This window comes from Streptomyces sp. NPDC043854 (assembly GCF_056436005.1).
Genome location: NZ_JBWKDK010000040.1, coordinates 20539 through 44902 on the forward strand (window position 1 = coordinate 20539; position 24364 = coordinate 44902).

Annotated in this window: 20 protein-coding genes and 2 tRNA genes; 2 read left to right on the forward strand and 20 right to left on the reverse strand. The window is 69.2% G+C overall.

Annotated features, from left to right (window positions below; all coding sequences use genetic code 11):
- Positions 1-197: 197 nt before the first annotated feature.
- The 14 genes from AC068A_RS28440 to AC068A_RS28505 form a co-directional block, all read right to left on the reverse strand.
- On the reverse strand, positions 198-1031 hold the full coding sequence (locus AC068A_RS28440) for a helix-turn-helix domain-containing protein (protein ID WP_478589110.1): 834 nt from the start codon (positions 1029-1031) through the stop codon (positions 198-200).
- On the reverse strand, positions 1028-1540 hold the full coding sequence (locus AC068A_RS28445; protein ID WP_478589111.1) for a DUF6879 family protein: 513 nt from the start codon (positions 1538-1540) through the stop codon (positions 1028-1030). Before AC068A_RS28445 ends, AC068A_RS28440 begins: the two co-directional genes overlap by 4 nt.
- Positions 1524-1736, reverse strand: a complete 213-nt coding sequence (locus tag AC068A_RS28450; RefSeq protein WP_478589112.1) for a hypothetical protein — start codon at positions 1734-1736, stop codon at positions 1524-1526. Before AC068A_RS28450 ends, AC068A_RS28445 begins: the two co-directional genes overlap by 17 nt.
- A 490-nt stretch (positions 1737-2226) precedes the next feature.
- Positions 2227-4155 (reverse strand): TIGR03960 family B12-binding radical SAM protein, encoded by a 1929-nt coding sequence (locus AC068A_RS28455; RefSeq protein WP_478589113.1) that lies wholly within the window; start codon positions 4153-4155, stop codon positions 2227-2229.
- 82 nt (positions 4156-4237) lie between these two features.
- Positions 4238-5803, reverse strand: coding sequence for a CYTH and CHAD domain-containing protein (locus AC068A_RS28460; RefSeq protein ID WP_478589114.1), 1566 nt, complete (start codon positions 5801-5803; stop codon positions 4238-4240).
- 92 nt (positions 5804-5895) lie between these two features.
- Positions 5896-7095 carry a rod shape-determining protein RodA gene (gene rodA / locus AC068A_RS28465; RefSeq protein ID WP_478589115.1) on the reverse strand — a complete coding sequence of 400 codons (1200 nt, stop codon included), beginning with the start codon at positions 7093-7095 and terminating at the stop codon, positions 5896-5898.
- A 14-nt stretch (positions 7096-7109) separates the two neighbouring features.
- The gene (mrdA, locus tag AC068A_RS28470) at positions 7110-9290 is read right to left on the reverse strand and encodes a penicillin-binding protein 2 (RefSeq protein WP_478589116.1); all 2181 of its coding nucleotides are present in this window, start codon (positions 9288-9290) and stop codon (positions 7110-7112) included.
- A 13-nt stretch (positions 9291-9303) separates the two neighbouring features.
- Positions 9304-10008 (reverse strand): rod shape-determining protein MreD, encoded by a 705-nt coding sequence (gene mreD / locus AC068A_RS28475; RefSeq protein WP_478589117.1) that lies wholly within the window; start codon positions 10006-10008, stop codon positions 9304-9306.
- A 12-nt stretch (positions 10009-10020) separates the two neighbouring features.
- On the reverse strand, positions 10021-10959 hold the full coding sequence (gene mreC, locus AC068A_RS28480) for a rod shape-determining protein MreC (protein ID WP_478589118.1): 939 nt from the start codon (positions 10957-10959) through the stop codon (positions 10021-10023).
- 174 nt (positions 10960-11133) lie between these two features.
- On the reverse strand, positions 11134-12153 hold the full coding sequence (locus AC068A_RS28485; protein ID WP_360622546.1) for a rod shape-determining protein: 1020 nt from the start codon (positions 12151-12153) through the stop codon (positions 11134-11136).
- A 310-nt stretch (positions 12154-12463) separates the two neighbouring features.
- Positions 12464-12874: a nucleoside-diphosphate kinase gene (gene ndk / locus AC068A_RS28490; protein WP_385677124.1), complete on the reverse strand. Its 411-nt coding sequence runs from the start codon at positions 12872-12874 to the stop codon at positions 12464-12466.
- Between the two features lie 184 nt (positions 12875-13058).
- On the reverse strand, positions 13059-13403 hold the full coding sequence (locus tag AC068A_RS28495) for a DUF4233 domain-containing protein (protein WP_478589119.1): 345 nt from the start codon (positions 13401-13403) through the stop codon (positions 13059-13061).
- Between the two features lie 3 nt (positions 13404-13406).
- Positions 13407-14879, reverse strand: coding sequence for a bifunctional tetrahydrofolate synthase/dihydrofolate synthase (gene folC, locus AC068A_RS28500; protein ID WP_478589152.1), 1473 nt, complete (start codon positions 14877-14879; stop codon positions 13407-13409).
- 249 nt (positions 14880-15128) lie between these two features.
- On the reverse strand, positions 15129-17750 hold the full coding sequence (locus AC068A_RS28505) for a valine--tRNA ligase (RefSeq protein ID WP_478589120.1): 2622 nt from the start codon (positions 17748-17750) through the stop codon (positions 15129-15131).
- A gap of 126 nt (positions 17751-17876) precedes the next feature.
- Between AC068A_RS28505 and AC068A_RS28510 the strand changes: the two genes are divergently transcribed.
- A complete protein-coding gene (locus tag AC068A_RS28510) occupies positions 17877-18842 on the forward strand; it encodes a hypothetical protein (protein WP_478589121.1) in 966 nt (321 codons plus the stop codon).
- 48 nt (positions 18843-18890) lie between these two features.
- On the opposite strand, the gene AC068A_RS28515 is transcribed toward AC068A_RS28510, so the two are convergent.
- The 6 genes from AC068A_RS28515 to AC068A_RS28540 all read right to left on the reverse strand — a co-directional run bounded on the left by AC068A_RS28515 (position 18891) and on the right by AC068A_RS28540 (position 24074).
- A complete protein-coding gene (locus AC068A_RS28515) occupies positions 18891-19166 on the reverse strand; it encodes a hypothetical protein (RefSeq protein ID WP_478589122.1) in 276 nt (91 codons plus the stop codon).
- A gap of 175 nt (positions 19167-19341) precedes the next feature.
- Positions 19342-20628, reverse strand: coding sequence for an ATP-dependent Clp protease ATP-binding subunit ClpX (gene clpX, locus AC068A_RS28520; RefSeq protein ID WP_356850587.1), 1287 nt, complete (start codon positions 20626-20628; stop codon positions 19342-19344).
- A 154-nt stretch (positions 20629-20782) separates the two neighbouring features.
- A complete protein-coding gene (locus tag AC068A_RS28525; RefSeq protein WP_478589153.1) occupies positions 20783-21457 on the reverse strand; it encodes an ATP-dependent Clp protease proteolytic subunit in 675 nt (224 codons plus the stop codon).
- Positions 21458-21546: 89 nt separating this feature from the next.
- On the reverse strand, positions 21547-22164 hold the full coding sequence (locus AC068A_RS28530; protein WP_478589123.1) for an ATP-dependent Clp protease proteolytic subunit: 618 nt from the start codon (positions 22162-22164) through the stop codon (positions 21547-21549).
- A gap of 276 nt (positions 22165-22440) precedes the next feature.
- The gene (tig, locus tag AC068A_RS28535) at positions 22441-23835 is read right to left on the reverse strand and encodes a trigger factor (RefSeq protein ID WP_478589124.1); all 1395 of its coding nucleotides are present in this window, start codon (positions 23833-23835) and stop codon (positions 22441-22443) included.
- Between the two features lie 162 nt (positions 23836-23997).
- Positions 23998-24074, reverse strand: a tRNA-Pro gene (locus tag AC068A_RS28540).
- A 179-nt stretch (positions 24075-24253) separates the two neighbouring features.
- On the opposite strand from AC068A_RS28540, the gene AC068A_RS28545 reads away from it, so the two are divergent.
- Positions 24254-24327 (forward strand) — tRNA-Gly (locus AC068A_RS28545).
- The last annotated feature ends 37 nt before the right edge of the window (positions 24328-24364 follow it).

The window sequence follows — 24364 nt, forward strand, 5'->3', positions numbered from 1 at the left end:
CAAGATCACCGCGTTGCGCGGGTTCACCTTCACTGTGCGCACCGGGCCGTACGTCCTACCGCCGTCGTACGACACCCGCAGAGTCATGCGCCCGCCGTCGCGGTTTTTCGTTCCGTCTCGCTCGGTCGCCGTCATGGGGGAAATCATTGACCCGGAAAGCGGCGGCTGTGTAGTTCTTTCCCGTCATGGACTAAAGATCATGAACGGCAAGCGGCAGACCATTCCGTCAACAAGGCTCGCGCTTCGTTACCGAACGACGCATAACCCTCCAGCGTGGAGAACAGTTCCAAGTGCATTTCGATGTCTCTTGGATCTCTGAGAATCACGACACCGGTCGTGTTCTCCACAGTGGCCAGCGTGTTGTCATAGACGGTGAAGGTATCCATCGGAGCCATGGGCTTGTATCCCGCGATTGGGATGACGCCGAGCTTCACGTTCGTAAGGTGAGTCAGTGAGGCCAACCGGTCAATCTGCATCGCCATCGCAGCCGGGGGCAGGAGCGGCCACCTCACAGCCTGCTCAGTCAGGATGAAGGTAAACCGCTTCTTCGTGTCATAAAGAACCTCCTGCCGCTCCAGCTTCCTCGCGATCGTCTTAGTGACATCGGCCGGGGAATGGGCAAGGCTGGCTCGGATGTACTCAGGGGTGGACAGCAGTCCTGTAATCATCGAGAGCAGGAAAAAGCGGAACTCCGTAGACGATGATTCAAGGGCCGCAAGTTCAGTCTGCTTCTTCTCCAGGCCCCTACGCCGCAGCGAGCGAAGGTCTTGCCATTCGGTGTTGGCCAGCCTTGCGAGGGCAATGACCTCCTCGATGACCTCGGGCGGAGCAACAACGGCCCGGAGGATTCTCTCCAGGTCGAGCAGGCTTGGCAGGACTTTCCCATTCTCGATCCGGCTGATCTTCGATTGGGACATGTTGCAACGCCGAGCGAGCCGGTCCCCAGTGAGGCCGGCTCGCTTGCGTAGTTCTTTCAGCAGGGCCGCCAGTTCCTGTTTTGGCTGCCCCAACTGCTCAGGGTCGAACGTCACCCGCGCACGTACTCCAGGAATGGAACCGACTCGGCAACGGCAATCTGCTTCCACTGCCGGTACGGCTCTGGATCACCCTCGTACAGTTCCCGGTTTATCTGCGTCCCGTCCGCCCGGTAGTTCATCAGGACCACCTTGGACTCATCGAACATCCAGAAATCCTGATCCGGAAGTCCCGGGTTCTCCCGGTCGGTGAGGTCGAGGATACGGATATCCTCACCCACCTTCACGTGATGCCGGTAGTAATACTCGAACTCGAACCGAAGGTAGTTCGAGAGCGGGCGGGTCACGACGTGCACCCTGCCGACGCTCTTTCCTTCCGAGGACCACTGCCGAACCTCGTCCATCCAGCCCGAGGTGTAATCGTCTGGCGACTTTTCCCCGGCGAGAAAACGCTTCAGCTTCTCCGCTTCCTGGGGCATGGTGTAAACGGGCAGCGTCTCCAGTCGCCACGCCTCACGCTCCATGGAATCGAAGCAGTCATTCCACGCTTCACCATCCAAGTGCACGAACAGCCTCCCTCAGAACGTGCTCGGGAATCTTCACCAGCGCCTCACCGGCCGGAGGCTGGAACGCGGCGCACTGGTCGCCCTGGACGACGATTCCGCCGTCCGCCTCGTCACGGTAGACGTTGGGGCAGTCCTTCTCTCCGCACTCGCCGTTGCCACTGCCCGTGAGCCGGGTAAGCGCCGCACGTTCAGACATGCCAAACCCCCTCGCTCTGGCCCTGTTTGGGCCGCCTGTCGAACGACGGTAGAGGGGGTGGCGCACTGCGTCTATGCGTGAACGCGACTATGCGTGTTCTTGCATAAACCGGATGCGACTGGAGGGGCGCAGCCCGCCGTCCGGGGCACATTGCGCGCGCCCTGCACGGGGCTCTGCCGGGCGATCCTGGCCCGAAGGTGGATGAAGGCGCAGCGTTGGAGTATGGGCCGCTCAAGCGGCCTCTGGGCGGTCCCACGAGGGCAAGCGAGAGGCGGCCGGACTGTTGCCCGACCGCCTGTCACTGGCTACACCCACTCGACCGCAGAGACGATGCCCGGGTCTCGGCGAGGAGCCGGGAGCGGCGTACGCCGCGACGGGCGAGGAGCCTGCTCACGGTCCTTCGTCCCTAACCCTCGGAGGATCTCGGCACGCTCCGCCTCGGTCATGCCGACGAGCGTCTCAGCCATCCTCCGAACGGCATCGCCGCTGGTCACGAGCCCTTCTTGACCGTAAGCGGGAGCAGCTTCTTACCGCTGTCGCTCAGTTGTGGCCATGTATCAAATTGGGGACACACGCCGCAGTCGAAGCACGGGGTCCAGCGGCAGTCGTCGACCTCGGTCTCGTCGAGGGCGTCCTGCCAGTCCTCCCAGAGCCAGTCCTTGTCCAGGCCGGAGTCGAGGTGGTCCCAGGGCAGGACCTCCTCGTAGGTGCGCTCGCGCGTCGTGTACCAGTCGACGTCCACGCCGTACGGGGCGAGGGCCTTGTCGGCGCAGCTCATCCAGCGGTCGTAGCTGAAGTGCTCGCGCCAGCCGTCGAAGCGGCCGCCGTCCCTGTACACCGCGCGGATCACGTCGCCGATGCGGCGGTCGCCGCGGGAGAGGAGGCCCTCGACGATGCCCGGCTTGCCGTCGTGGTAGCGGAAGCCGATGGAGCGGCCGTACTTCTTGTCGCCGCGGATCTTGTCGCGGAGCTTGGCCAGGCGGGCGTCGGTCTCCTCGGCCGACAGCTGCGGCGCCCACTGGAACGGGGTGTGCGGCTTGGGCACGAAGCCGCCGATCGACACCGTGCAGCGGATGTCGTTCTGGCCGGAGACCTCGCGGCCCTTGGCGATGACGTTGACGGCCATGTCGCCGATCTGGAGCACGTCCTCGTCGGTCTCGGTCGGCAGGCCGCACATGAAGTACAGCTTCACCTGGCGCCAGCCGTTGCCGTAGGCGGTGGCGACGGTGCGGATCAGGTCCTCTTCCGAGACCATCTTGTTGATGACCTTGCGCATGCGCTCGGAGCCGCCCTCGGGGGCGAAGGTCAGGCCGGAGCGGCGCCCGTTGCGGGTGAGCTCGTTGGCCAGGTCCACGTTGAACGCGTCGACGCGGGTCGACGGGAGGGACAGGCCCACCTTGTCGTCCGTGTAGCGGTCCGCGAGGCCCTTGGCGATGTCGGCGATCTCGGTGTGGTCCGCGGAGGACAGCGACAGCAGGCCGACCTCCTCGAAGCCGGTCGCCTTCAGGCCGCGGTCGACCATCTCGCCGATACCGGTGATGCTTCGCTCCCGCACGGGGCGCGTGATCATGCCGGCCTGGCAGAAACGGCAGCCGCGGGTGCAGCCGCGGAAAATCTCGACGGACATGCGCTCGTGGACCGTCTCGGCGAGCGGGACGAGCGGCTGCTTGGGGTACGGCCACTCGTCGAGGTCCATGACGGTGTGCTTGGAGACCCGCCACGGCACGCCCGACCGGTTCGGCACGACCCGCCCGATGCGGCCGTCCGGCAGGTACTCCACGTCGTAGAAGCCCGGCACGTAGACGCCGCCGGTCTTGGCGAGGCGCAGCAGCAGCTCCTCGCGGCCGCCGGGGCGGCCCTCGGCCTTCCAGGCGCGGATGATCTCGGTGATGTCGAGGACGGCCTGCTCGCCGTCGCCGATGACCGCGCAGTCGATGAACTCGGCGATCGGCTCGGGGTTGAAGGCCGCGTGGCCGCCGGCGAGGACGATCGGGTGGTCGGCGGTGCGGTTGCGGGCCTCGAGGGGGATGCCCGCGAGGTCCAGCGCCGTGAGCATGTTGGTGTAGCCCAGCTCCGTGGAGAAGGACAGGCCGAACACGTCGAAGGCGCTGACCGGGCGGTGGCTGTCGACGGTGAACTGCGGCACCTTGTGCTCGCGCATGAGTTCTTCGAGGTCGGGCCACACGCTGTAGGTGCGCTCGGCCAGGACGCCCTCGCGCTCGTTCAGCACCTCGTAGAGGATCATGACGCCCTGGTTGGGCAGCCCGACCTCGTACGCGTCCGGGTACATGAGCGCCCAGCGGACGTCACAGGAGTCCCACGGCTTGACGGTGGAGTTCAGCTCACCGCCGACGTACTGGATGGGCTTCTGCACATGCGGGAGCAGAGCTTCGAGCTGTGGGAAGACCGACTCGGACATCACGCGACTTTCGTGAAGCGGGCAGGGGCGGCTCTCAAGCGTAACCCGAGGCGGCCTCGATGCCGGACGTCGTGATCTTGGCCTACGGGGCGAGGGCCTTCCGCAGGGCGGGGTCGGAGGCCTTGTCCCAGATTTCCGGAAGCTCCCGTTCGCGTGAAGCGGCCAGGGCCTCCTCGCGGGCGTAGAGCACGCCCCAGCTGAAGGCGGACTCCCCCGCCGCGGCCGCCTGCTCGGCGAGGCCGCGCAGCGCCTCGCGGGCGACGACGCTGTCCTGGTGGTCGCCGAGCAGGGTCTGGACCGACTTCATGGCCTTGGCCAGCCGCTCCGCCGGCTTGCCGAGCGCGGGGACGGCGGCCTCGGCCGCGTAGCGGGCGCGCTTGGCGGCCTTGCGGGCGTCGTGCAGGGCATGGTCGCGCGGTTCGCCGGGCTCGAGGGAGAGGGCGTGCTCGATCCGGCCGGCGAGCCGCTCGTAGTCGCGGAGCACCGCCTTGGGCAGGGCCTTCCCGGCGGGCTTGGCGGCGCCCGGCAGCAGCGGGGGCTCGGCGAGCAGCGCGTCGAGGGCGTCGAGCAGGGCCAGGTGGGCCGGGGAGTCGAGGAAGTCGAGGGCGAGGCGGCGGGAGGCGGCGCGGCGGCCGTTGTTCCAGGTGCGCAGGCGGCCGCGGACGGGGCCGTGGCGCAGGGTGCGCGGGAGGTCTTCGAGGCCGTCCTGGAACCGCTCGTGCAGGACTTCCTGGTCGCGGTCGACGCCGAGTTCCTGGCCGAGGCGGCGCAGTTCCTCGCCGAGGGGGTCGGTGGCCTCGCGGTCGAGGACCTTGCGGTAGGTCTTGAGGGCGCTGCGGATGCGGCGGGAGGCGACCCGCATCTGGTGGACGGAGTCGGGCAGGTTGCGGCGTACGGCGGGGTCCTGGGCGACGAGAGCGTCGCGCTGTTCGCGCAGGTACGCGAGGACGTAGGCGCCCGCGGTGCCCTCGGCGGGGCCGGACTCGGGGCGGGGGGCCGGTTCGTTGCCGGTCTCGGCGAGGGCCCGGGCGAGCTTGGAGGGGGCGTCGCTGACGCGGATCCCGGCCTTGCGGAACTTCTTCTCGACGGCGTCGAGGAGGGCGGGGTCGACGCCGTCGGCGAGTTCCACCTCGACCTCGGTCCAGGTGGCGACGGCCCCGGCGGCCTCGACCGCTTCCACCGCGTCGCCCGTCCCGGCGGGCTCGGCCTCGGCGCGGACGCTGTCGGTGGAGAGCTCGGCGAGCAGGGCTCCGTCGGCGTCGAGGAGGTGGCTGACCTGTCGCGAGGACAGCAGCCGGACCTGCGGCCGCAGGCCGCCGTCGCGGACGCGGGAGCGGACGAGGGCGGCCAGCGAGCGGGGGACGGTGTCGCTGAGCGGGGCGGCGACCTCGTCGCGGACGCCGGGGGAGACGGGCAGTTTGAGGTGCCAGCCGGCGTCGGAGCCGCCGGTCCGGCGCCTCAGGGTGAGCCCGTCGGCGGCGAGCCGCTGGTCGGGGGTGTCGTAGTAGACGGCGTCGAGGTCGACCGTGCCGCGGTCGGCGACCTCGGCGATGCCGGCCGTGCCGGTCAGATCGGGGACCCCGCGCCGGGCCGCCTTGCTCGTCTCGAACTCGAACTTGCGCTCGATCTCCCGCTTCGTATCCGCCATGCATCGAACTTAATCCTGAACGAATCACGACGGGAGGGTGAACGGCCCCGGAACGGCCGACCGGCTGTGAAAAGGCCGAAGACCGCTCCCCGCTAGGCCGACATCGGCCGCTGCACCTTGATGGACTGGAGCAGCCCGATGGCCACCCAGACCGCGAACATCGACGAGCCTCCGTAGGAGACGAAGGGCAGCGGCAGGCCCGCCACCGGCATGATGCCGAGGTTCATCCCGATGTTCTCGAAGGACTGGAAGGCGAACCAGGCGATGATCCCGGAGCAGACGATCGTCCCGTACAGCTCGGTGGTCTCCCGGGCGATCACGCAGGCCCGCCACAGGATCACGCCGAGCAGGACGAGGAGCAGCCCGCCCCCGACGAAGCCCAGCTCCTCCCCCGCCACCGTGAACACGAAGTCGGTCTGCTGCTCGGGCACGAACTGGCCGGTGGTCTGCGATCCCTTGAACAGCCCGGCCCCGGTCAGGCCGCCGGAGCCGATGGCGATGCGCGCCTGGTTGGTGTTGTAGCCGACGCCGGCGGGGTCGAGGTCGGGGTTGGCGAAGGCGGCGAAGCGGTTGATCTGGTACTCGTCGAGGATGCCGAGCTGCCAGACCAGGACGGCGCCGGCCACGCCCGAGCCGAGCAGGCCGAGCACCCAGCGGTTGGAGGCGCCGGAGGCGAGCAGCACGCCGAGCACGATGACGACCATGACCATGACCGAGCCCAGGTCGGGCATCAGCATGATGATGCCCATCGGGGCGGCGGCCAGGCACAGCGCCTTCACCACGGTGCGGTGGTCGGGATGGGCGAGGTCGCCCGCGTCCACCCGCGCGGCCAGCAGCATCGCCATGACCAGGATGATCGTGATCTTCACGAACTCGGAGGGCTGGAGCGAGAAGCCGCCGCCGAGCACGATCCACGCGTGGGCGCCGTTGATGGTGGCGCCGAGCGGGGTGAGCACGGCGATGATCAGCACGAGCGAGATCCCGTACAGGACCGGCACGGCGCCGCGCAGGGTCCGGTGGCCGAGCCAGATCGTGCCGATCATCAGCACCAGGCCGATGCCGGTGTTCATGGCGTGCCGGACCAGGAAGTAGTACGGGTCGCCCTGGTTCAGCTGGGTGCGGTTCCGGGTCGCGGACCACACCAGCAGGCTGCCCAGGAGGGACAGGGCGAGCGCGGAGAGGAGTATCGGCCAGTCGAGCCGGCGCAGCACGGAGTCGCGCGAGGTCAGCTTGGCCATCGCGCCGCGCTCGGGCGCGTAGCGGGATACGGAGAACTTGTTGGCGGTCTGCATGGTCGCTCTTCGGCTCAGTCGTGCCACGACGGGGGCTGGGCGGGGGGACCGGCGAGCGCGGGCGGCGCCAGTTCCTCCGGGGACGGGGGCACGTACGGCTTGATCTCGGGTGCTGCGATGGAGCCGTCGGGCTGGACGGTGGGCAGTTCGGACTCCGGCCTGGGCAGCAGGGCCCTGGCGGGATCGTGGTTGCCGGCCATGTCGAATCCGTACATGGCGTTGTAGATGTTGCGCACGGCGGGTCCGGAGGCACCGGATCCGGTCCCGGCCTGGGAGATCGTCATCACGATCACGAAGTCGTCGGTGTAGGTCGCCAGCCAGGAGGTGGTCTGCTTGCCGTAGACCTGGGCGGTGCCGGTCTTGGCACGCATCGGGATCTTGTCCTGCGGCCAGCCGATGAACCGCCAGGCGGCGGTGCCGCCGGGCTCGACGACCATGCGCAGGCCCTTGTCGAGGTCGCCGATGGTCTCGGCGTCGACCGGCAGCCTGCCGTGCGGGGCGGGCTTGATGATGTCGACCCGCTTGCCGTCGGGGCTGATCACGGCCTTGCCGATGGTGGGGTCGAAGAGGGTGCCGCCGTTGCTGATGGCGGCGTAGGCGGTGGCCATCTGGATGGGGGTGACGAGGACGTCGCCCTGGCCGATGGCGAAGTTGATGCTGTCGAAGGCCTTCAGCTGGTTGCCTTCGAGGCAGCTCTCGTAGGCGATCTGCTCGACGTAGGTGCCGCCCTTCTTGCCCTGCTTGCACCAGGCGTCCTTGTTGGCCTTCCAGAAGTTCTTCTTCCACTGGCGGTCGGGGATGCGGCCGGTGACCTCGTTCGGCAGGTCGACGCCGGTCTCGGAGCCGAGTCCGAACTGGCGGGCGGTCCGGTAGAACCAGTCGTGGGCGTCCTTCTTGGGCTTGAGGCCGCCGTCGCGCTGCCACTCCTTGTGGCCGAGGGCGTAGAAGACGGTGTTGCAGGAGAACTTGAGGGCCTCGCCGAGGGTGATCGGGCCGTGCCCCTTGGACTCGAAGTTCGCGAAGCTCCGGCCGCCGAGGCTGTAGGAGCTGCTGCAGTTGTAGCGGCTGTCGAAGGGGTAGCCGGCCCGGACGGCCGCGCTGGCCGAGACCACCTTGAAGATGGAGCCGGCCGGGGCCTGGCCCTGGATGGCCCGGTTGAGCAGCGGGTAGTTGGAGTTCTTGCTGGTGAGCGCGGCGTAGTCCTTGCCGGAGATGCCGCCGACCCAGGCGTTGGGGTCGTAGTCGGGCTGGGAGGCCATCGCGACGACGCGGCCGGTCCTGGCCTCCATGACGACGACGGCGCCCGAGTCGGCCTCGTACTTGCGGCCGGTGATCCTGTCGGTCTCCTTGCGGACGGTCTTCATCGCCTGCCGGAGCTCGTACTCGGCGACCGCCTGGACCCGGGCGTCGATGCTGGTGACGAGGGTGGACCCGGGGACGCCGGGGTCGGACTTGGTCTGGCCCATGACCCGGCCGAGGTTGTCGACCTCGTAGGAGGTGACCGTCGCCTTGCCGCGGAGCTGCTTGTCGTACGTGCGCTCGATCCCGGAGCGGCCGACCTGGTCGGAGCGCAGGTGGGGCGAGTCGGTGTCCTTCGCCTTCTGGATCTCCTCGTCGGTGACCGGCGAGAGGTAGCCGAGCACCTGGGCGGTGCGGGACCCGCCGGGCGCCGGGTAGCGGCGTACGGCGGTCGGCTCGGCGGTGATGCCGGGGAACTCCTCGGGGCGCTCGCGGATCTGGAGGGCCTGCTGGGTGGTGGCCTCGGAGGTGACCGGGATGGGCTGGTAGGGGGAGCCGTTCCAACAGGGCTTGGGGGTCTGGGAGTCGCAGATGCGGACCTTCTCCATGACCTCCTTGGGGGACATGTCCAGGACGGCGGAGAGCCGGGTCAGGACGCCCTTGCCCTTGTCCTTCATCTTCATCAGCGCCGTGCGGCTGGCGGACACCACGAGCCGGGTCTCGTTGTCGGCGAGGGCGACGCCGCGGGCGTCGAGGATGGAGCCGCGGACGGCGGGCTGGACGACCCGCTGGACGTGGTTGTTCTTCGCCTCGTCGTAGTACTCGCCGCCGTTGCGGATCTGGAGGTACCACAGGCGTCCGCCGAGCGTGCAGAGCATGGAGAAGACGAGGACCTGGAGGATGACGAGCCGGATCTGCACCCGGGGAATGCGGCCGGTCTCGGGGGTGTTGGTCACGGGTCCTGCCCCTTCACAGCTTCTTGACGCTCTTCACGCTCTTGACGCCCTTCACCCCCTTTATCCGTCCGGCGCGGTTGGCCCGGCCGCGGGCCGTCATCAGGCGCAACCCGCCGCGCTGGCTGCCGATGCGCAGGCCGGTGCCGCCGGCGAGCCAGCCGGAGGAGACGTCGGTGGCGGCGGCCTGGCCGCCGCCCGCCTCGACGGCCATCGGGTCGTTCTCGGCGCGCCGGGCGAGGGCCATGACGAACGGCACCGCGAACGGCGCGAGCAGCAGGTCGTAGAGGGTGGCGGTGAACAGCAGCCCCGTCAGGCCCACGTGGCGGGCGGCGGTGTCCCCGACGAGGGCGCCCACGCCGGCGTACAGCAGGGTGGAGCCGATCGCTGCGGCGACGACGGTGAGCAGCGGGCCCCAGGCCGAGCGGAACCGCCCGGAGTCGGGGCGGACGAGGCCGGCGGCGTACCCGATGACGCACAGGACGAGCGCGTACCGCCCGGCGGCGTGGTCGGCGGGCGGGGCCAGGTCGGCGAGGAGGCCCGCGGCGAAGCCGGTGAGGGCGCCGCCGACGTGCCCGTAGACGAGGGCGAGGGCGACGACGGTCAGCAGGACCAGGTCCGGTACGGCGCCGGGCAGTTGCAGCCGGCCGAGGACGCTGACCTGGACGACGAGGGCGACCAGGATGAGCGTGGAGGCGAGCAGGATCCGGTTGAAGCGCATGGCGGTCTGCTCCTACTCGTCGGCCGGACCGGCGGACGCGGACGGGGACGGAGTCACCGTGACGGTGACCGTCGGCGTGGGCACGGCCTGGGGCTTGGGCGGCAGGACGGCGTCGCGCGGGTCCTCGCGCGGGGGCATGACGACGACGCCGACGATGTCCAGGCGGGAGAACCCGACGAACGGGCGGACCCAGACGGTGCGGGTCAGGTCGCCGCGCGAGGGGTCGACCTTGACCACCTCGCCGAGGGGGACGCCGGGCACGAAGGGCTTGTTGCCGCGGGAGCCGAAGGTGAGGAGCCGGTCGCCGGGGCTGATCTTGGCCTTGCCGTTGAGCATCTGGACGGACAGGGCGCGGTCGCCCTGCCCGGTGGCGAAGCCGAGCTCGCCGGTCTTCTCCAGGCGGGTGCCGACGGTGAAGTCGGGGTCGTTGGCGAGCACGACGGTGGCGGTGTCGGGGCCGACGGTGGCGACCCGGCCGACGAGGCCGTCGCCGTTGATGACGGTCATGTCGCGTTCGATGCCGTCCTTGCTGCCGGCGTCGATGGTGACGGTCCAGGAGAAGCCCTGGGCCGCTCCTATGGCGATGACCTCGGCGCCCTTGATGCCGTACTGTCCGGCGCCGGCCCGCTTGAGCATCTCGTCGAGCTCGCGGATCCGGCTGTGTGTCCGGTCCTCGCTGCCGAGCTTGGCCTTCAGGGCGGCGTTCTCGCGCTCCAGCACGGCGATACGGCTGTGCCGCTCGCCGGAGTCGCGTACCGCTCCTATGGCGTTGGCGACCGGATCGACGGCCGTCGCGACGCCCTTCTCGACCGGTCCGAAGACCGCCGCGGCGGCCTGGCGGGCGCCGTCGACCGGGGACTCCTCTCCTGCCCTGATGTCCACCGTGATCAGTGCGAACGCGATGGCGATCAGGAGCACCAGGAGCAGCCGGCTTTCTCGTGTGTCCCTCACGTGCGGCGGCCGTGCCTTCCTTTGTAGATAGCCGAGCGGCAGAACCGCTCCGGTGGAGCCGGGGCTTGCACCGGACTGTTGCCTGTATATCAACGATCCGCCGCACGGGCGCGGCAGCACCCGTACGGCGGATCCTTGTTCTCCGTTCGTCCCCCGGGCGGCCGGGGGAGCCGGTCAGCGCCGGGGCTGGGCGTCCAGGACCTGCTGGAGCGCCTCGAACTCCTCCACGCACTTGCCGGAGCCCAGGGCGACGGAGTCCAGCGGGTCCTCGGCGATGTGGATCGGCATGCCGGTCTCGCGGCGCAGCCGCTCGTCGAGGCCGCGCAGCAGGGCGCCGCCGCCGGTGAGGACGATGCCGCGGTCCATGATGTCGCCGGAGAGCTCCGGCGGGCACTTGTCGAGGGTGGTCTTCACCGCGTCCACGATGGCGTTGACCGGCTCCTCGATGGCCTTGCGGACCTCGGCGGCGGAGATGACCACCGTCTTGGGCAGTCCGGAGACCAGGTCGCGGCCGCGGATCTCGGTGTGCTCGTCCTGGTCGAGGTCGTACGCCGACCCGATGGTGATCTTGATCTGCTCGGCGGTCCGCTCACCGAGGAGGAGGCTGTACTCCTTCTTGATGTGCTGGATGATCGCGTTGTCGAGCTCGTCGCCGGCCACCCGGATGGACTGCGCCGTGACGATTCCGCCGAGGGAGATGACCGCGACCTCGGTGGTGCCGCCGCCGATGTCCACGACCATGTTGCCGGTGGCCTCGTGCACGGGGAGGCCCGAGCCGATGGCCGCCGCCATGGGCTCCTCGATGATGTGCACTTGACGGGCGCCGGCCTGCGTGGACGCCTCGATGACGGCGCGGCGCTCCACTCCGGTGATACCGGAGGGGACGCAGACCACGACGCGCGGGCGGGCCAGGTAGCGGCGCTTGTGGATCTTGAGGATGAAGTACCGGAGCATGCGCTCGGTGATCTCGAAGTCGGCGATGACGCCGTCCTTGAGGGGCCTGACGGCGACGATGTTGCCGGGCGTGCGCCCGATCATCTTCTTCGCCTCTGAGCCGACCGCCAGAATGCCACCGGTGTTCGTGTTGATGGCGACCACGGACGGCTCGTTCAGGACGATCCCCCGGCCCCTCACGTACACCAGCGTGTTGGCGGTCCCGAGGTCGATCGCCATGTCACGGCCGATGAACGACATGTTGTTCCCCTTGTTCCCCATGAGGAGCGTCTGGCCTTCCAGTTGATAGCGGCTGCTGTCAGGTCGGCGAGGTGGGTGTGTGGGTGGAGGCCCCATCGTAGTGCCGAGGGTACGGACATCGCGCGACGGGACTCCGGCGATCCCGCCGGAACGGATACCCGCCCCCTTGGTGGTGACGTCGTGTCCTGCACATGCGTTCCCGCAAGGGCCCGGCCATACCGAAGGGCGACCGAAATTACTTCGGTCGCCCCAGGTCGTGAGCGCTATTCGGCTGATGTCGCGTCAGTGCGGCGCCCGTCGGAGGGACCCGTTAGAGGGAGGGGAAGAACAGCTTCAGCTCGCGCTCCGCGGACTCCTCGGAGTCCGAGGCGTGGATGAGGTTCTCACGGGTGACGGTGCCGAAGTCGCCCCGGATGGAGCCGGGCGCGGCGGCGATCGGGTCGGTCGGGCCGGCCAGCTGGCGCACGCCCTCGATCACGCGCTCGCCCTCGACCACGAGGACGACGACCGGGCCGCTCGCCATGAAGCCCATCAGCGGCTCGTAGAAGACCTTGCCCTTGTGCTCGCCGTAGTGCGTCTCCAGGGTCTCCTGGTCGAGGGTACGCAGCTCCATCGCGGGGATGGTCCAGCCGGCCTTGCGCTCGATGCGGCCGATGATCTCGCCGACCAGCCCCCTCCTGACCGCGTCAGGCTTGAGGATGACGAGCGTGCGCTGGGACATGTTGTGGCTCCTTGCGGCATACGGGTGCGGTATTCCGAGGCTACAGGGAGGGAGCCAACCGGCAGCACCCGGTCCGCTCGCCCACAAGACCACGACGGACGGCCTCCGGCGGAACACCCCGCAGAGGCGGGGAAGGCCCGGGTGCCGCAGGCACCGAGGCACGCGGCACCCGCAGGGCGCAGCCTCAGGCCTGGGCTTCGCTCTGGGCGGCCCAGCGCGCCTTGGCCGCGTCGATCTTGCGGCCGTAGTGGATGGAGCACCACCACAGGCCCGCGAACACCGCCCCGAGGAAGAACATCATCGGCACGGCGAACCCGCTCGCGATCAGGCCGATCTGCAGAGCCCAGCCGATCTGCACCGCGCCGGGCCGGGAGAGCATCCCGCACAGCAGCACCGACAGCAGCATGGCGATCCCGCACACCGTCCAGACCGTGGCCTGGGTCAGGTCCGGGTTCTTCATGGCCACCAGTCCGGCGAAAGCGATGACGAAGAACTCGCCGATCAGCGTCGAGGCACACAGGGTGCGCATCCGTCAGCCCCTCTTCAGCAGCAGGCGGGCCTCGCCCACCGTGATCACGGAGCCGGTCACCAGGACCCCGGCCCCTCCGTACTCGGCCTCTTCCTCCGCCAGGGTGATCGCCGCCTCCAGGGCGTCGTCCAGGCGCGGCTCCACCTGCACCCGCTCCGCGCCGAAGACCTCGACCGCGATGGCCGCGAGATCGTCCGCGGGCATGGCCCGGTGGCTGGTGTTCTGCGTGACCACGACCTCCGCGAAGATCGGCTCGAAGGCCTCCAGGACCCCGCGCACGTCCTTGTCGTCGCTCACGCCCACGACGCCGACCAGCCGGCTGAAGCCGAACGCCTCGGTCACGGCCTCCGCCGTGACCTGCGCGCCCGCCGGGTTGTGGGCGGCGTCCAGGATCACCGTGGGGCTGCGGCGGACGACCTCCATGCGGCCCGGCGAGGTCACCGAGGCGAAGGCCCGGCGCACGGTGTCCGCGTCCAGCTCCCGGGCCTGCTGCGCGCCGACCCCGAAGAAGGCCTCGACCGCGGCCAGCGCCACCGCCGCGTTGTGCGCCATGTGGGCGCCGTACAGCGGAAGGAAGATCCCCTCGTACTCGCCGCCCATGCCGCGCAGCGTCAGCATCTGCCCGCCGACTGCGACCTCGCGGGAGACGACGCCGAACTCCATGCCCTCGCGGGCCACGGTCGCGTCCACCTCGACGGCCTTCTTCAGCAGCACCTGCGCCGCGTCCACCGGCTGCTGCGCCAGGATCACGGTGGCGTCCTGCTTGATGACGCCGCCCTTCTCCTGGGCGATGTCGGCGGGAGTGGAGCCGAGCCGGTCGGTGTGGTCCAGGCTGATCGGGGTGATCACCGCGACCGCGGCGTCGATCACATTGGTCGCGTCCCAGCTGCCGCCCATGCCGACCTCGACGACGGCCACGTCCACGGGCGCGTCCGCGAACGCCGCGTACGCCATGCCGGTGAGGACCTCGAAGAAGGACAGCCGGTAGTCCTGGGAGGCGTCGACCATCTCCACGTACGGCTTGACGTCGCGGTACGTGTCGACGAACCGCTCCGCGGAGATCGGCGCCCCGTCCAGGCTGATGCGCTCGGTGATCGACTGCACGTGCGGGCTGGTGTACCGGCCGGTGCGCAGCTCAAAGGCGTTCAGCAGGGTCTCGATCATGCGGGCCGTGCTCGTCTTGCCGTTGGTGCCGGTGACGTGGATCGAGGGGTACGCGCGCTGCGGCTCGCCCAGGACGTCCATCAGCGCGGCGATCCGGCTGACGGAGGGCTCCAGCTTGGTCTCGCCCCAGCGGGTGGACAGCTCCTGCTCCACCTCGCGCAGCGCCTGCGCCACCTCGGGGTCGAGGGGCGGCGCGGGGACCGGGTCGCCCTGGGGCGGCCCGGCCTGGGCGCGCAGGGTTCGGCTGCCGGCCTCGATCACCGCCAGGTCGGGGTCGCGGTCGGCCTCCTCCGCCACGATCCGGTCGAACATGTCGAGGGTGTCGTCGCGGTCTTCGGGGCCGTGGCTCTCGGGCTGCTGCTCACTCACAAGGCCAGTCTACGGACGGGGGCCCGGACGGCTGCGCGGCCCTCGGCTCCGGCCGGGGCGCGGCGGGGCCCGAAGTGCTGATCGGCACGTCGGGTGGCGAGTGCGGCGAAGGCAAAGACCCCCGCACCGGCGGTCGGTGCGGGGGCCTTCGCAGGTACGGCGGTACGGCCGCGTCGCGGGCCTTGCAGGCTGCTAGGCGGCGGGCAGGGCCTCCAGCTGGGCCTGGATCCGCGCGATGTCGGCCTCGGCCTTGGCCAGGCGGCCCTTGATCTTGTCCACCACCTGGTCGGGGGCCTTGGCCAGGAAGGCCTCGTTCCCGAGCTTCGCCTCGGCCTGGGCCTTCTCCTTCTCCGCGGCCGCGAGGTCCTTGGAGAGGCGCTTGCGCTCGGCGGCCACGTCGATGGTGCCCGACAGGTCGAGCGCGACGGTGGCCCCGGCGACCGGCAGGGTGGCGGTGGCGCTGAAGCCCTCGCCCTCCGGCTGGAGGCGCAGCAGCTGGCGGATGGCCGCCTCGTGCGCGGCCAGCTGCGTGCCGGCCAGGTCGAGCCGGGCCGGGACCTTCTGGCCCGGCTGAAGGCCCTGGTCGGCGCGGAACCGGCGGACCTCGGTGACGACCTGCTGGAGGTTCTCGATCTCGGCCTCGGCGGCCTCGTCGCGGAAGCCCGAGTCCTTCGGCCACTCGGCGACCACGATGGACTCGCGGCCCGTCAGGGTGGTCCACAGGGTCTCGGTGACGAACGGGACGACCGGGTGCAGCAGGCGCATCAGGACGTCCAGGACCTCGCCGAGGACCCGGCCGGAGGCCTTGGCGCCCTCGCCGCCCGCGAAGAACGTGGTCTTCGACAGCTCGACGTACCAGTCGAAGACCTCGTCCCACGCAAAGTGGTACAGCGCCTCGCTGAGCTTGGCGAACTGGAAGTCCTCGTAGTAGGCGTCGACCTGCGCGACCGTCTTGTTCAGGCGGGACAGGATCCAGCGGTCGGTGGCGGACAGCTGCTCGGCCGGCGGCAGCTCGCCCTCGACCGTGGCGCCGTTCATCAGAGCGAAGCGCGTGGCGTTCCAGATTTTGTTGGCGAAGTTGCGGGAGGCCTGGACCCAGTCCTCGCCGATCGGGACGTCGGTGCCCGGGTTGGCGCCCTTGGCCAGGGTGAAGCGGACGGCGTCGGAGCCGTACTTGTCCATCCAGTCCAGCGGGTCGACGACGTTGCCGAAGGACTTCGACATCTTCTTGCCGCGCTCGTCGCGGACCAGGCCGGTCAGGGCGATGGTCTTGAACGGGACCTCGCCGTCCATCGCGTACAGGCCGAACATCATCATCCGGGCGACCCAGAAGAAGATGATGTCGTGGCCGGTGAGCAGGACGTCGGTGGAGTAGAACTTCGCCAGGTCCGGGGTCTTCTCCGGCCAGCCGAGCGTGGAGAACGGCCACAGGCCGGAGGAGAACCAGGTGTCGAGGACGTCCGTGTCCTGGTGCCAGCCCTCGCCCGCCGGCGGCTGCTCGTCGGGGCCGACGCAGACGATCTCGCCGTTCGGGCCGTACCAGATCGGGATCCGGTGGCCCCACCACAGCTGGCGCGAGATGCACCAGTCGTTCATGTTGTCGACCCAGTCGAAGTAGCGCTTCGACATGTCGGCCGGGTGGATGGCGACGCGGCCGTCGCGGACGGCGTCACCGGCGGCCTTGGCCAGCGGGCCGACCTTGACCCACCACTGCATGGACAGGCGCGGCTCGACGGTGGTCTTGCAGCGCGAGCAGTGGCCGACGGAGTGCATGTACGGGCGCTTCTCGGCGACGATGCGGCCCTGGGAGCGGAGCGCGCCGACGACGGCGGAGCGGGCCTCGAAGCGGTCCAGGCCGAGGAAGGGGCCGTGGACGGTGATCACGCCGTGCTCGTCCATGATCGTCATGGAGGGCAGCCCGTGGCGCTGGCCGATGGCGAAGTCGTTCGGGTCGTGCGCCGGGGTCACCTTGACGGCGCCGGTGCCGAACTCCGGGTCGACGTGCGTGTCGGCGACGACCGGGATGGTGCGGTCGGTCAGCGGCAGCTTGATCTGCTTGCCGATGAGGTGGGCGTACCGCTCGTCGTCCGGGTGGACGGCGACGGCGGTGTCACCGAGCATCGTCTCGGCGCGGGTGGTGGCGACGACCAGGGTGTCCTCGCCCTCGCCGTACATGATGGAGACGAGCTCGCCGGCGTCCTCCTGGTACTCCACCTCGATGTCGGAGATGGCGGTCAGGCAGCGCGGGCACCAGTTGATGATGCGCTCGGCGCGGTAGATCAGCTCGTCGTTGTAGAGCTTCTTGAAGATGGTCTGGACGGCCTTGGACAGGCCCTCGTCCATGGTGAACCGCTCGCGCGACCAGTCGACGCCGTCGCCGAGGCGGCGCATCTGGCCGAGGATCTTGCCGCCGTACTCCTCCTTCCACTGCCAGACACGCTCGACGAACTCCTCACGGCCCAGGTCGTGGCGGGACTTGCCCTCCTCGGCGAGCTGCTGCTCGACCTTGTTCTGGGTGGCGATGCCGGCGTGGTCCATGCCGGGCAGCCACAGGGACTCGTGGCCCTGCATGCGCTTGCGGCGGGTCAGGGCGTCCATGAGCGTGTGCTGGAAGGCGTGGCCCAGGTGGAGGGAGCCCGTGACGTTCGGCGGCGGGATGACGATGGTGTACGCGGGCTTCTCGCTCGCGGCGTCGGCGGTGAAGTACCCACGCTCTACCCAGCGCTCGTAGAGCTTCCCCTCTACCTCGGCCGGCGCGTACTGGGTCGGCAGTTCGGAGTTGGGGGTGCTGGGTGTCTGCGTGTTCTCGGTCACGGGCACAGTTTAGAGGCGTAACGGTCCGGTACTGAAACCGGTAATCCGGGGGCCCGGGGACCAGTGCCCCTCGGCGGTGGGCCAGGATGTGTGGAACGCATAAACATCCTGAAGGGGGACGCGGGTATGAGCTTCAACCAGCCGGGACCGTACGGAGGCCCGCCGCCGCAGCAGCCGGGGCCGTACGGCGCCCCGCCCCCGCCGCCCCCGGCCCCCGCCCCCGGCCCGTACGGCCAGCCCGCCCCCCAGCCCGGCTACGGCTACCCGCAGCAGCCGCCGCAGCCCGGCCCGGGGTACCCGCCGCAGCCCCCGACGGCCCCGATGGGCCTCCCGCAGCAGCCCCCGCCCTACGGCTACCAGCAGCCGGGCATGCCGCCGCAGCCGTACGGCGCCCAGCCCCCGAAGAAGTCGAAGGCCGGCGTGGTCATCGCCGTGGTCGCCGCAGTGGCGGTCATCGCGGGCGGCGGCTGGTACCTGGTGGGCGGCGGAGGCGGCACCATCGACGAGGCCACGAAGGGCCAGAAGCTGGCCTTCCCGGCCGCGGTCGACGCGTACGCGAAGAACGAGAAGGCGGTCAGCAACTCCAAGGGCGACACCCCCGTGACGGGCGACCAGAAGACCCGGACCGAGGCCCTGGGCATCAAGGACGCGCACGTCACCAGCTCGCAGTACGTGAACGGCGTTCCCGGCAAGGGCAAGCAGCTGAGCGCCAGCGGCTACTGGGGCCAGATCGCCGACCCGGAGAAGACCCTCGACGCCTACTTCGACCAGATCGGCGCGCCCAACCCCGAGTTGGACAAGATCGGACTGAAGTACGAGAAGGTGGGCTCCCCCAAGGAGTTCACCCCTGACGGGTTCAAGGGCGCCGTCATGAAGTGCGTCGACGTCAAGATGAGCACGACGAAGCCCACGAAGCCCGGCGAGCCCACCTCCCTCACGGTCCCGTTCTGCGCCTGGAGCGACTACTCCACCCTGGTCGCGGTCTACCACATCGACCAGCCCGCGATCATGACCAGCGGAACCCACGGCACGCACGAGGACGTGTCCAAGCTGGCCGCGAAGCTCTACAACACCTCGCGGACCAAGGCCTGATCCACCGGCAGGGGCCCGGTACTGCACTGGGCCCCTGGCCCGTCGGCATCAGTCACGCGCGGCCTGGTAACACGCCTCATTGGCGTCATCCCGATTCACGGACAGCAAATACAGGATGTTCTGGCAAGCCAGCTCGCCGATGAACCCGTTCTCGCCGTTGCTGCATGCACTCTGCACCTGCGGGCCCACGCTGTAGCCCAGGTTTTCCATGTATGTGGTGCAGTCCATGTACGAGGCCTGCGCGGGCGATGCCGCCAGGACCGGCAGCGCTCCCGCCAACGCCGTTGCCGCGGCGATCCCCATCACACGCTTTATCTTGGACAACTCGCACTCCTCCGGCTCGACAATTCACGACCAGAACCAAGATGATCACGAATGAGGCGGGCGATCCAGGAGATATCGACCATGTGACCGAATTGCGTCCGCACTTGGCCGACCATGCAGAGGAGGGGCGCCCCGGCTGTCCGGGGCGCCCCTCCTCGTTCGGGTGCGGTGGCAGCTAGGCCGACTTCTCCTGCGGGCCCTGGTCCTTCGGGACGATGCGGGGGACCAGCGTCGGGTTGACGTTGGAGCGGACCACGTCGGGGGTGATGACCACGCGGGCCACGTCCTTGCGGGACGGGACCTCGTACATCACCGACATCAGGACCTCCTCCATGATGGCGCGCAGACCGCGCGCGCCCGTCTGGCGGAGGATCGCCTGGTCCGCGATGGCTTCCAGGGCCTCGCGCTCGAAGTCCAGCTCGACCCCGTCGAGTTCGAACAGCCGCTGGTACTGCTTGACCAGCGCGTTGCGCGGCTCCACCAGGATCTGGAGGAGCGCCTCGCGGTCCAGGTTGTGCACCGAGGTGATCACGGGCAGGCGGCCGATGAACTCCGGGATCATCCCGAACTTCACCAGGTCCTCCGGCATGACCTCCTGGAACTGGTCGCTCGCCTCGATCTCCCGCTTCGAGCGGATCGTCGCGCCGAAGCCGATGCCCTTGGCGCCCGCACGCGACTCGATGATCTTCTCCAGGCCGGCGAAGGCCCCGCCCACGATGAACAGCACGTTCGTCGTGTCGATCTGGATGAACTCCTGGTGCGGGTGCTTGCGGCCGCCCTGCGGCGGGACCGACGCCGTCGTCCCCTCCAGGATCTTCAGCAGGGCCTGCTGGACGCCCTCGCCCGAGACATCACGCGTGATCGACGGGTTTTCGCTCTTCCTCGCGACCTTGTCGATCTCGTCGATGTAGATGATGCCGGTCTCGGCCTTCTTGACGTCGTAGTCGGCGGCCTGGATCAGCTTCAGCAGGATGTTCTCGACGTCCTCACCCACATAGCCGGCCTCCGTCAGGGCCGTCGCGTCGGCGATGGCGAACGGGACGTTCAGCATCCGGGCGAGCGTCTGGGCCAGCAGGGTCTTGCCCGAGCCGGTCGGGCCGAGCAGCAGGATGTTGGACTTCGCGAGCTCGATCGCGTCGTCCCGGCCCTGCGCGCCGCCGTTCTCGCCGGCCTGGACGCGCTTGTAGTGGTTGTAGACCGCGACGGAGAGCGCCTTCTTCGCCGGCTCCTGGCCGACGACGTAGCTCTCCAGGAACTCGTAGATCTCGCGAGGCTTGGGAAGTTCCTCCCACCGGACCTCGGAGGTCTCGGCGAGCTCCTCTTCGATGATCTCGTTGCAGAGGTCGATGCACTCGTCGCAGATGTAGACACCGGGTCCTGCGATGAGCTTCTTCACCTGCTTCTGGCTCTTTCCGCAGAACGAGCACTTGAGCAGGTCGCCGCCGTCACCGATGCGTGCCACGAGGTGCTTCCCCTTCGCCTGGGAGACGCCTGGTTCAGCGGCTCCTGGTGCCTCATATCCGACGGTACCTTGCCGGGGGCCCCGTACGGGGCCCCCTTGACGCGGTTCACATCCCGGAATCCCGGGACGTGTCCGCGCCGAGTGGCGGCAAGGATCAGACCGCGTTCATCTTGCGGGTGGAGACGATCTGGTCGATCAGGCCGTACGCCAGGGCGTCCTCGGCCGTCAGGATCTTGTCGCGCTCGATGTCCTCGCGGATCTTCTCGATCGGCGTGGACGAGTGCTTGGCCAGCATGGTCTCCAGCTGGTCGCGCATGCGCAGGATCTCGTTGGCCGCGATCTCCAGGTCGGAGAGCTGCTCGCGGCCGGTGCCGCCCGAGGGCTGGTGGATCAGGACGCGCGCGTTCGGCAGGGCCATGCGCTTGCCGGGGGTGCCGGCGGCGAGCAGGACCGCGGCGGCGGAGGCCGCCTGGCCCATGCAGACCGTCTGGATGTCCGGCTTCACGAACTGCATCGTGTCGTAGATCGCCGTGAGAGCGGTGAAGGAGCCGCCCGGGCTGTTGATGTAGATCGAGATGTCGCGGTCCGGGTCCATCGACTCCAGGCACAGCAGCTGCGCCATGACGTCGTTGGCGGAGGCGTCGTCGATCTGCACGCCGAGGAAGATCACGCGCTCCTCGAAGAGCTTCGCGTACGGGTCGTACTCGCGCACGCCCTGCGAGGTGCGCTCGACGAAGCGCGGGACGACGTAGCGGTTGTCCACCTGCGGGCCGGTGTAGAGGCCGCTCGCGGGAGAGAGGTTGTTCATCTGCATCTGGGTGTTCACCATCCTGGTGCCGTTCTGCGGGCTGGGGCTTGCCTGGTGCGGGCGGGCGTACGGGGCCTCGCGCGAGGCCCCGCTCATCGCCGGGGCCGGGATCAGGCCCCGGTGCCGCCGCCGCCGGGGACCAGGGACGCGGCGGAGATGATCTCGTCGATGAGGCCGTACTCCTTGGCCTCCTCCGCCGTGAACCAGCGGTCGCGGTCGCCGTCGCGGATGATGGTCTCCACGGTCTGGCCCGAGTGGTGGGCGGTGATCTCCGCCATGCGCTGCTTGGTGCGCAGCAGGTACTGGGCCTGGATCTTGATGTCCGAGGCGGTGCCGCCGATGCCGGCGGAGCCCTGGTGCATCAGGATGTCGGTGTTCGGGAGCGCGAAGCGCTTGCCCTGCGCGCCGCCGGTGAGCAGGAACTGGCCCATGGAGGCCGCCATGCCCATGCCGATGGTGACGACGTCGTTCGGGATGTACTGCATGGTGTCGTAGACCGCCATGCCGGCCGTCACCGAGCCGCCGGGGCTGTTGATGTACAGGTAGATGTCCTTCTCCGGCTCGGCGGCCAGGAGGAGGAGCTGCGCTGTGATCTTGTTGGCGATCTCGTCGTCGACCTGCTGGCCGAGGAAGATGATGCGCTCGCCGAGCAGCCGGTTGTAGACATGGTCGCCGAGGCCGCCACCGATGGACGGCTCACCCGCGGCGTAAGGCTTCAGATTCGTCACGTATCCACCTGCTCGTCTCCGACGGCCACATGCCGTCTCAGCGTCTCGTTCTGGGGCGCGGACCGGTTGGCGCGGTGTGTCCGCCGTCGTACGGGTACTCCCGTGCCCTCGTATTCATGGACCCTAACGCGCAGGTCGGACAACGCCATCCCGGTTCCCGAACTGTTCGCTCGGAGCGCAAGGTTCCCGGGGGCCACGGGGGTGCGCGGAAGGGCCCGCACGCGGCTGCGTACGGGCCCTCCAGAGGTGCTGCCGGGCCGGTCGGGCCCGTCGGGACTACTTGGCCTCGTCGGCCTTGTCCTCGGCCTCGCCGTCGACGACGGCCTCGACCGTCTCGGCGGCGGTCTCGACCTCGTCCTCCTCGTCGGACAGGTCGATGACCTCACCCTTGGTGTCGACGACCCGGGCGGCCTCGACGACGAGCGCGAGGGCCTTGCCGCGGGCGACCTCGCCGACCAGCATCGGGACCTGGCCGCCCTCGACGACCGCCTGGGCGAACTGGTCGGGGGACATGCCGGAGGAGGCGGCGCGGCGCATGAGGTGCTCGGTGAGCTCCTCCTGGTTGACGCCCAGCTTCTCCTTGTTGACCAGGGCGTCCAGGACGAACTGGGTCTTGATGCCCTTGATCGCCTGCTCCTTGGTCTCGGCGTCGAACTCCTCGACCGTCTTGCCCTGGAACTCCAGGTACTTCTCGAGGGTCAGGCCCATCTGGCCGAGCTGGTGGTGCTCCAGGTTGTGCTTGCGGGTGTTGACCTCGTCCTCGAGGAGCTTCTCGGGGATCGGGACCTCGGCGAGCTCCAGCAGCTTCTCCAGGACGCGCTCCTGGGCCTGCGTGGCCTGGTCGTACTGCTTCATGTTCTCGAGGCGCTTGCGGCTGTCGGCCTTCAGCTCCTCGAGGGTGTCGAACTCGCTCGCCATCTGGGCGAACTCGTCGTCCAGCTCCGGCAGCTCGCGGGCGGCGACCTTGGAGACCTTGACCGTGACCTCGGCGTCCTTGCCCTCGGCGGAGCCGCCCTTCAGCTGCGAGGTGAAGGTGGCCTCGCCGCCGGCCTCCAGGCCCTTGACGGCCTCGTCGATGCCGTCGAGGAGCTCGCCCGAGCCGATGGTGTAGGAGACGTCGGTGGCGACGCCGTCCGGCAGGACCTCGCCGTCGACCTTGGCCTCCAGGTCGAGGGTGACGACGTCGCCCTCGGCGGCGGCGCGCTCGACGTCCTTGGTGGACGCGAAGCGGGCCCGCAGCTGCTCCACGGACTTCTCGACGTCCTCGTCGGTGACCTCGACCGCGTCGACCTCGACCTCGATGCCGGAGAAGTCCGGGATCTCGATCTCGGGGCGCACGTCGACCTCGGCGGTGAAGGCCAGCAGCTCGCCGTCCTTCAGCTCGGTGATGTCGACCTCGGGCTGGCCCAGCGGGTTCAGGTCGGCCTCGTTGATCGCCTCGGTGTAGAACTTCGGAAGCGCGTCGTTGACGGCCTCCTCCAGCACGGCACCGCGGCCGAAGCGCTGGTCGATGACGCGGGCCGGGATCTTGCCCTTGCGGAAGCCCTTCACCGTGACCTGCTGGTTGATCTTCTTGTACGCCGCGTCGAGGCTGGCCTTGAGCTCCTCGAAGGGCACCTCAACAGTGAGCCGAACCCGAGTCGGGTTCAGGGTCTCCACGGCGCTCTTCACGGTTCGGTCTCCTTGTGGCTGACTGCTGGGTTCTCTGCTGCCGCTGCGAATTCAGCGTTCCAGCGGATCGGGCCCGGTACATCAGACACACGGGCACGCAGCTTGCATAGTAGCCGCAAGCGGCAATCAGCCCACAACGCGATCTTGGCGATGCGGCGGTGGTGGTCGGGGTGGCCGGATTCGAACCGACGACCTTCCGCTCCCAAAGCGGACGCGCTACCAAGCTGCGCCACACCCCGTCGGTGCGACACGTAGGGTACATGGCCGGAGACCCTCCGACACGCCGCGTTTTCAAGGAAGGTTTCCGGCCGCGCGCGGTCCCGCCCCGGCCGAGCGCCGTAAGCGGTGTGCACTCCGCCTGCCCGACCCGCTAGGATGCTCTCCGTGCCGCGGCCCTCGGACTTGCGGCGCGCGTTGTGCGGGTGTAGCTCAATGGTAGAGCCCTAGTCTTCCAAACTAGCTACGCGGGTTCGATTCCCGTCACCCGCTCCAGATAGCTCAGGGCCAGGTCAGAGGATGTTTCCTCCGC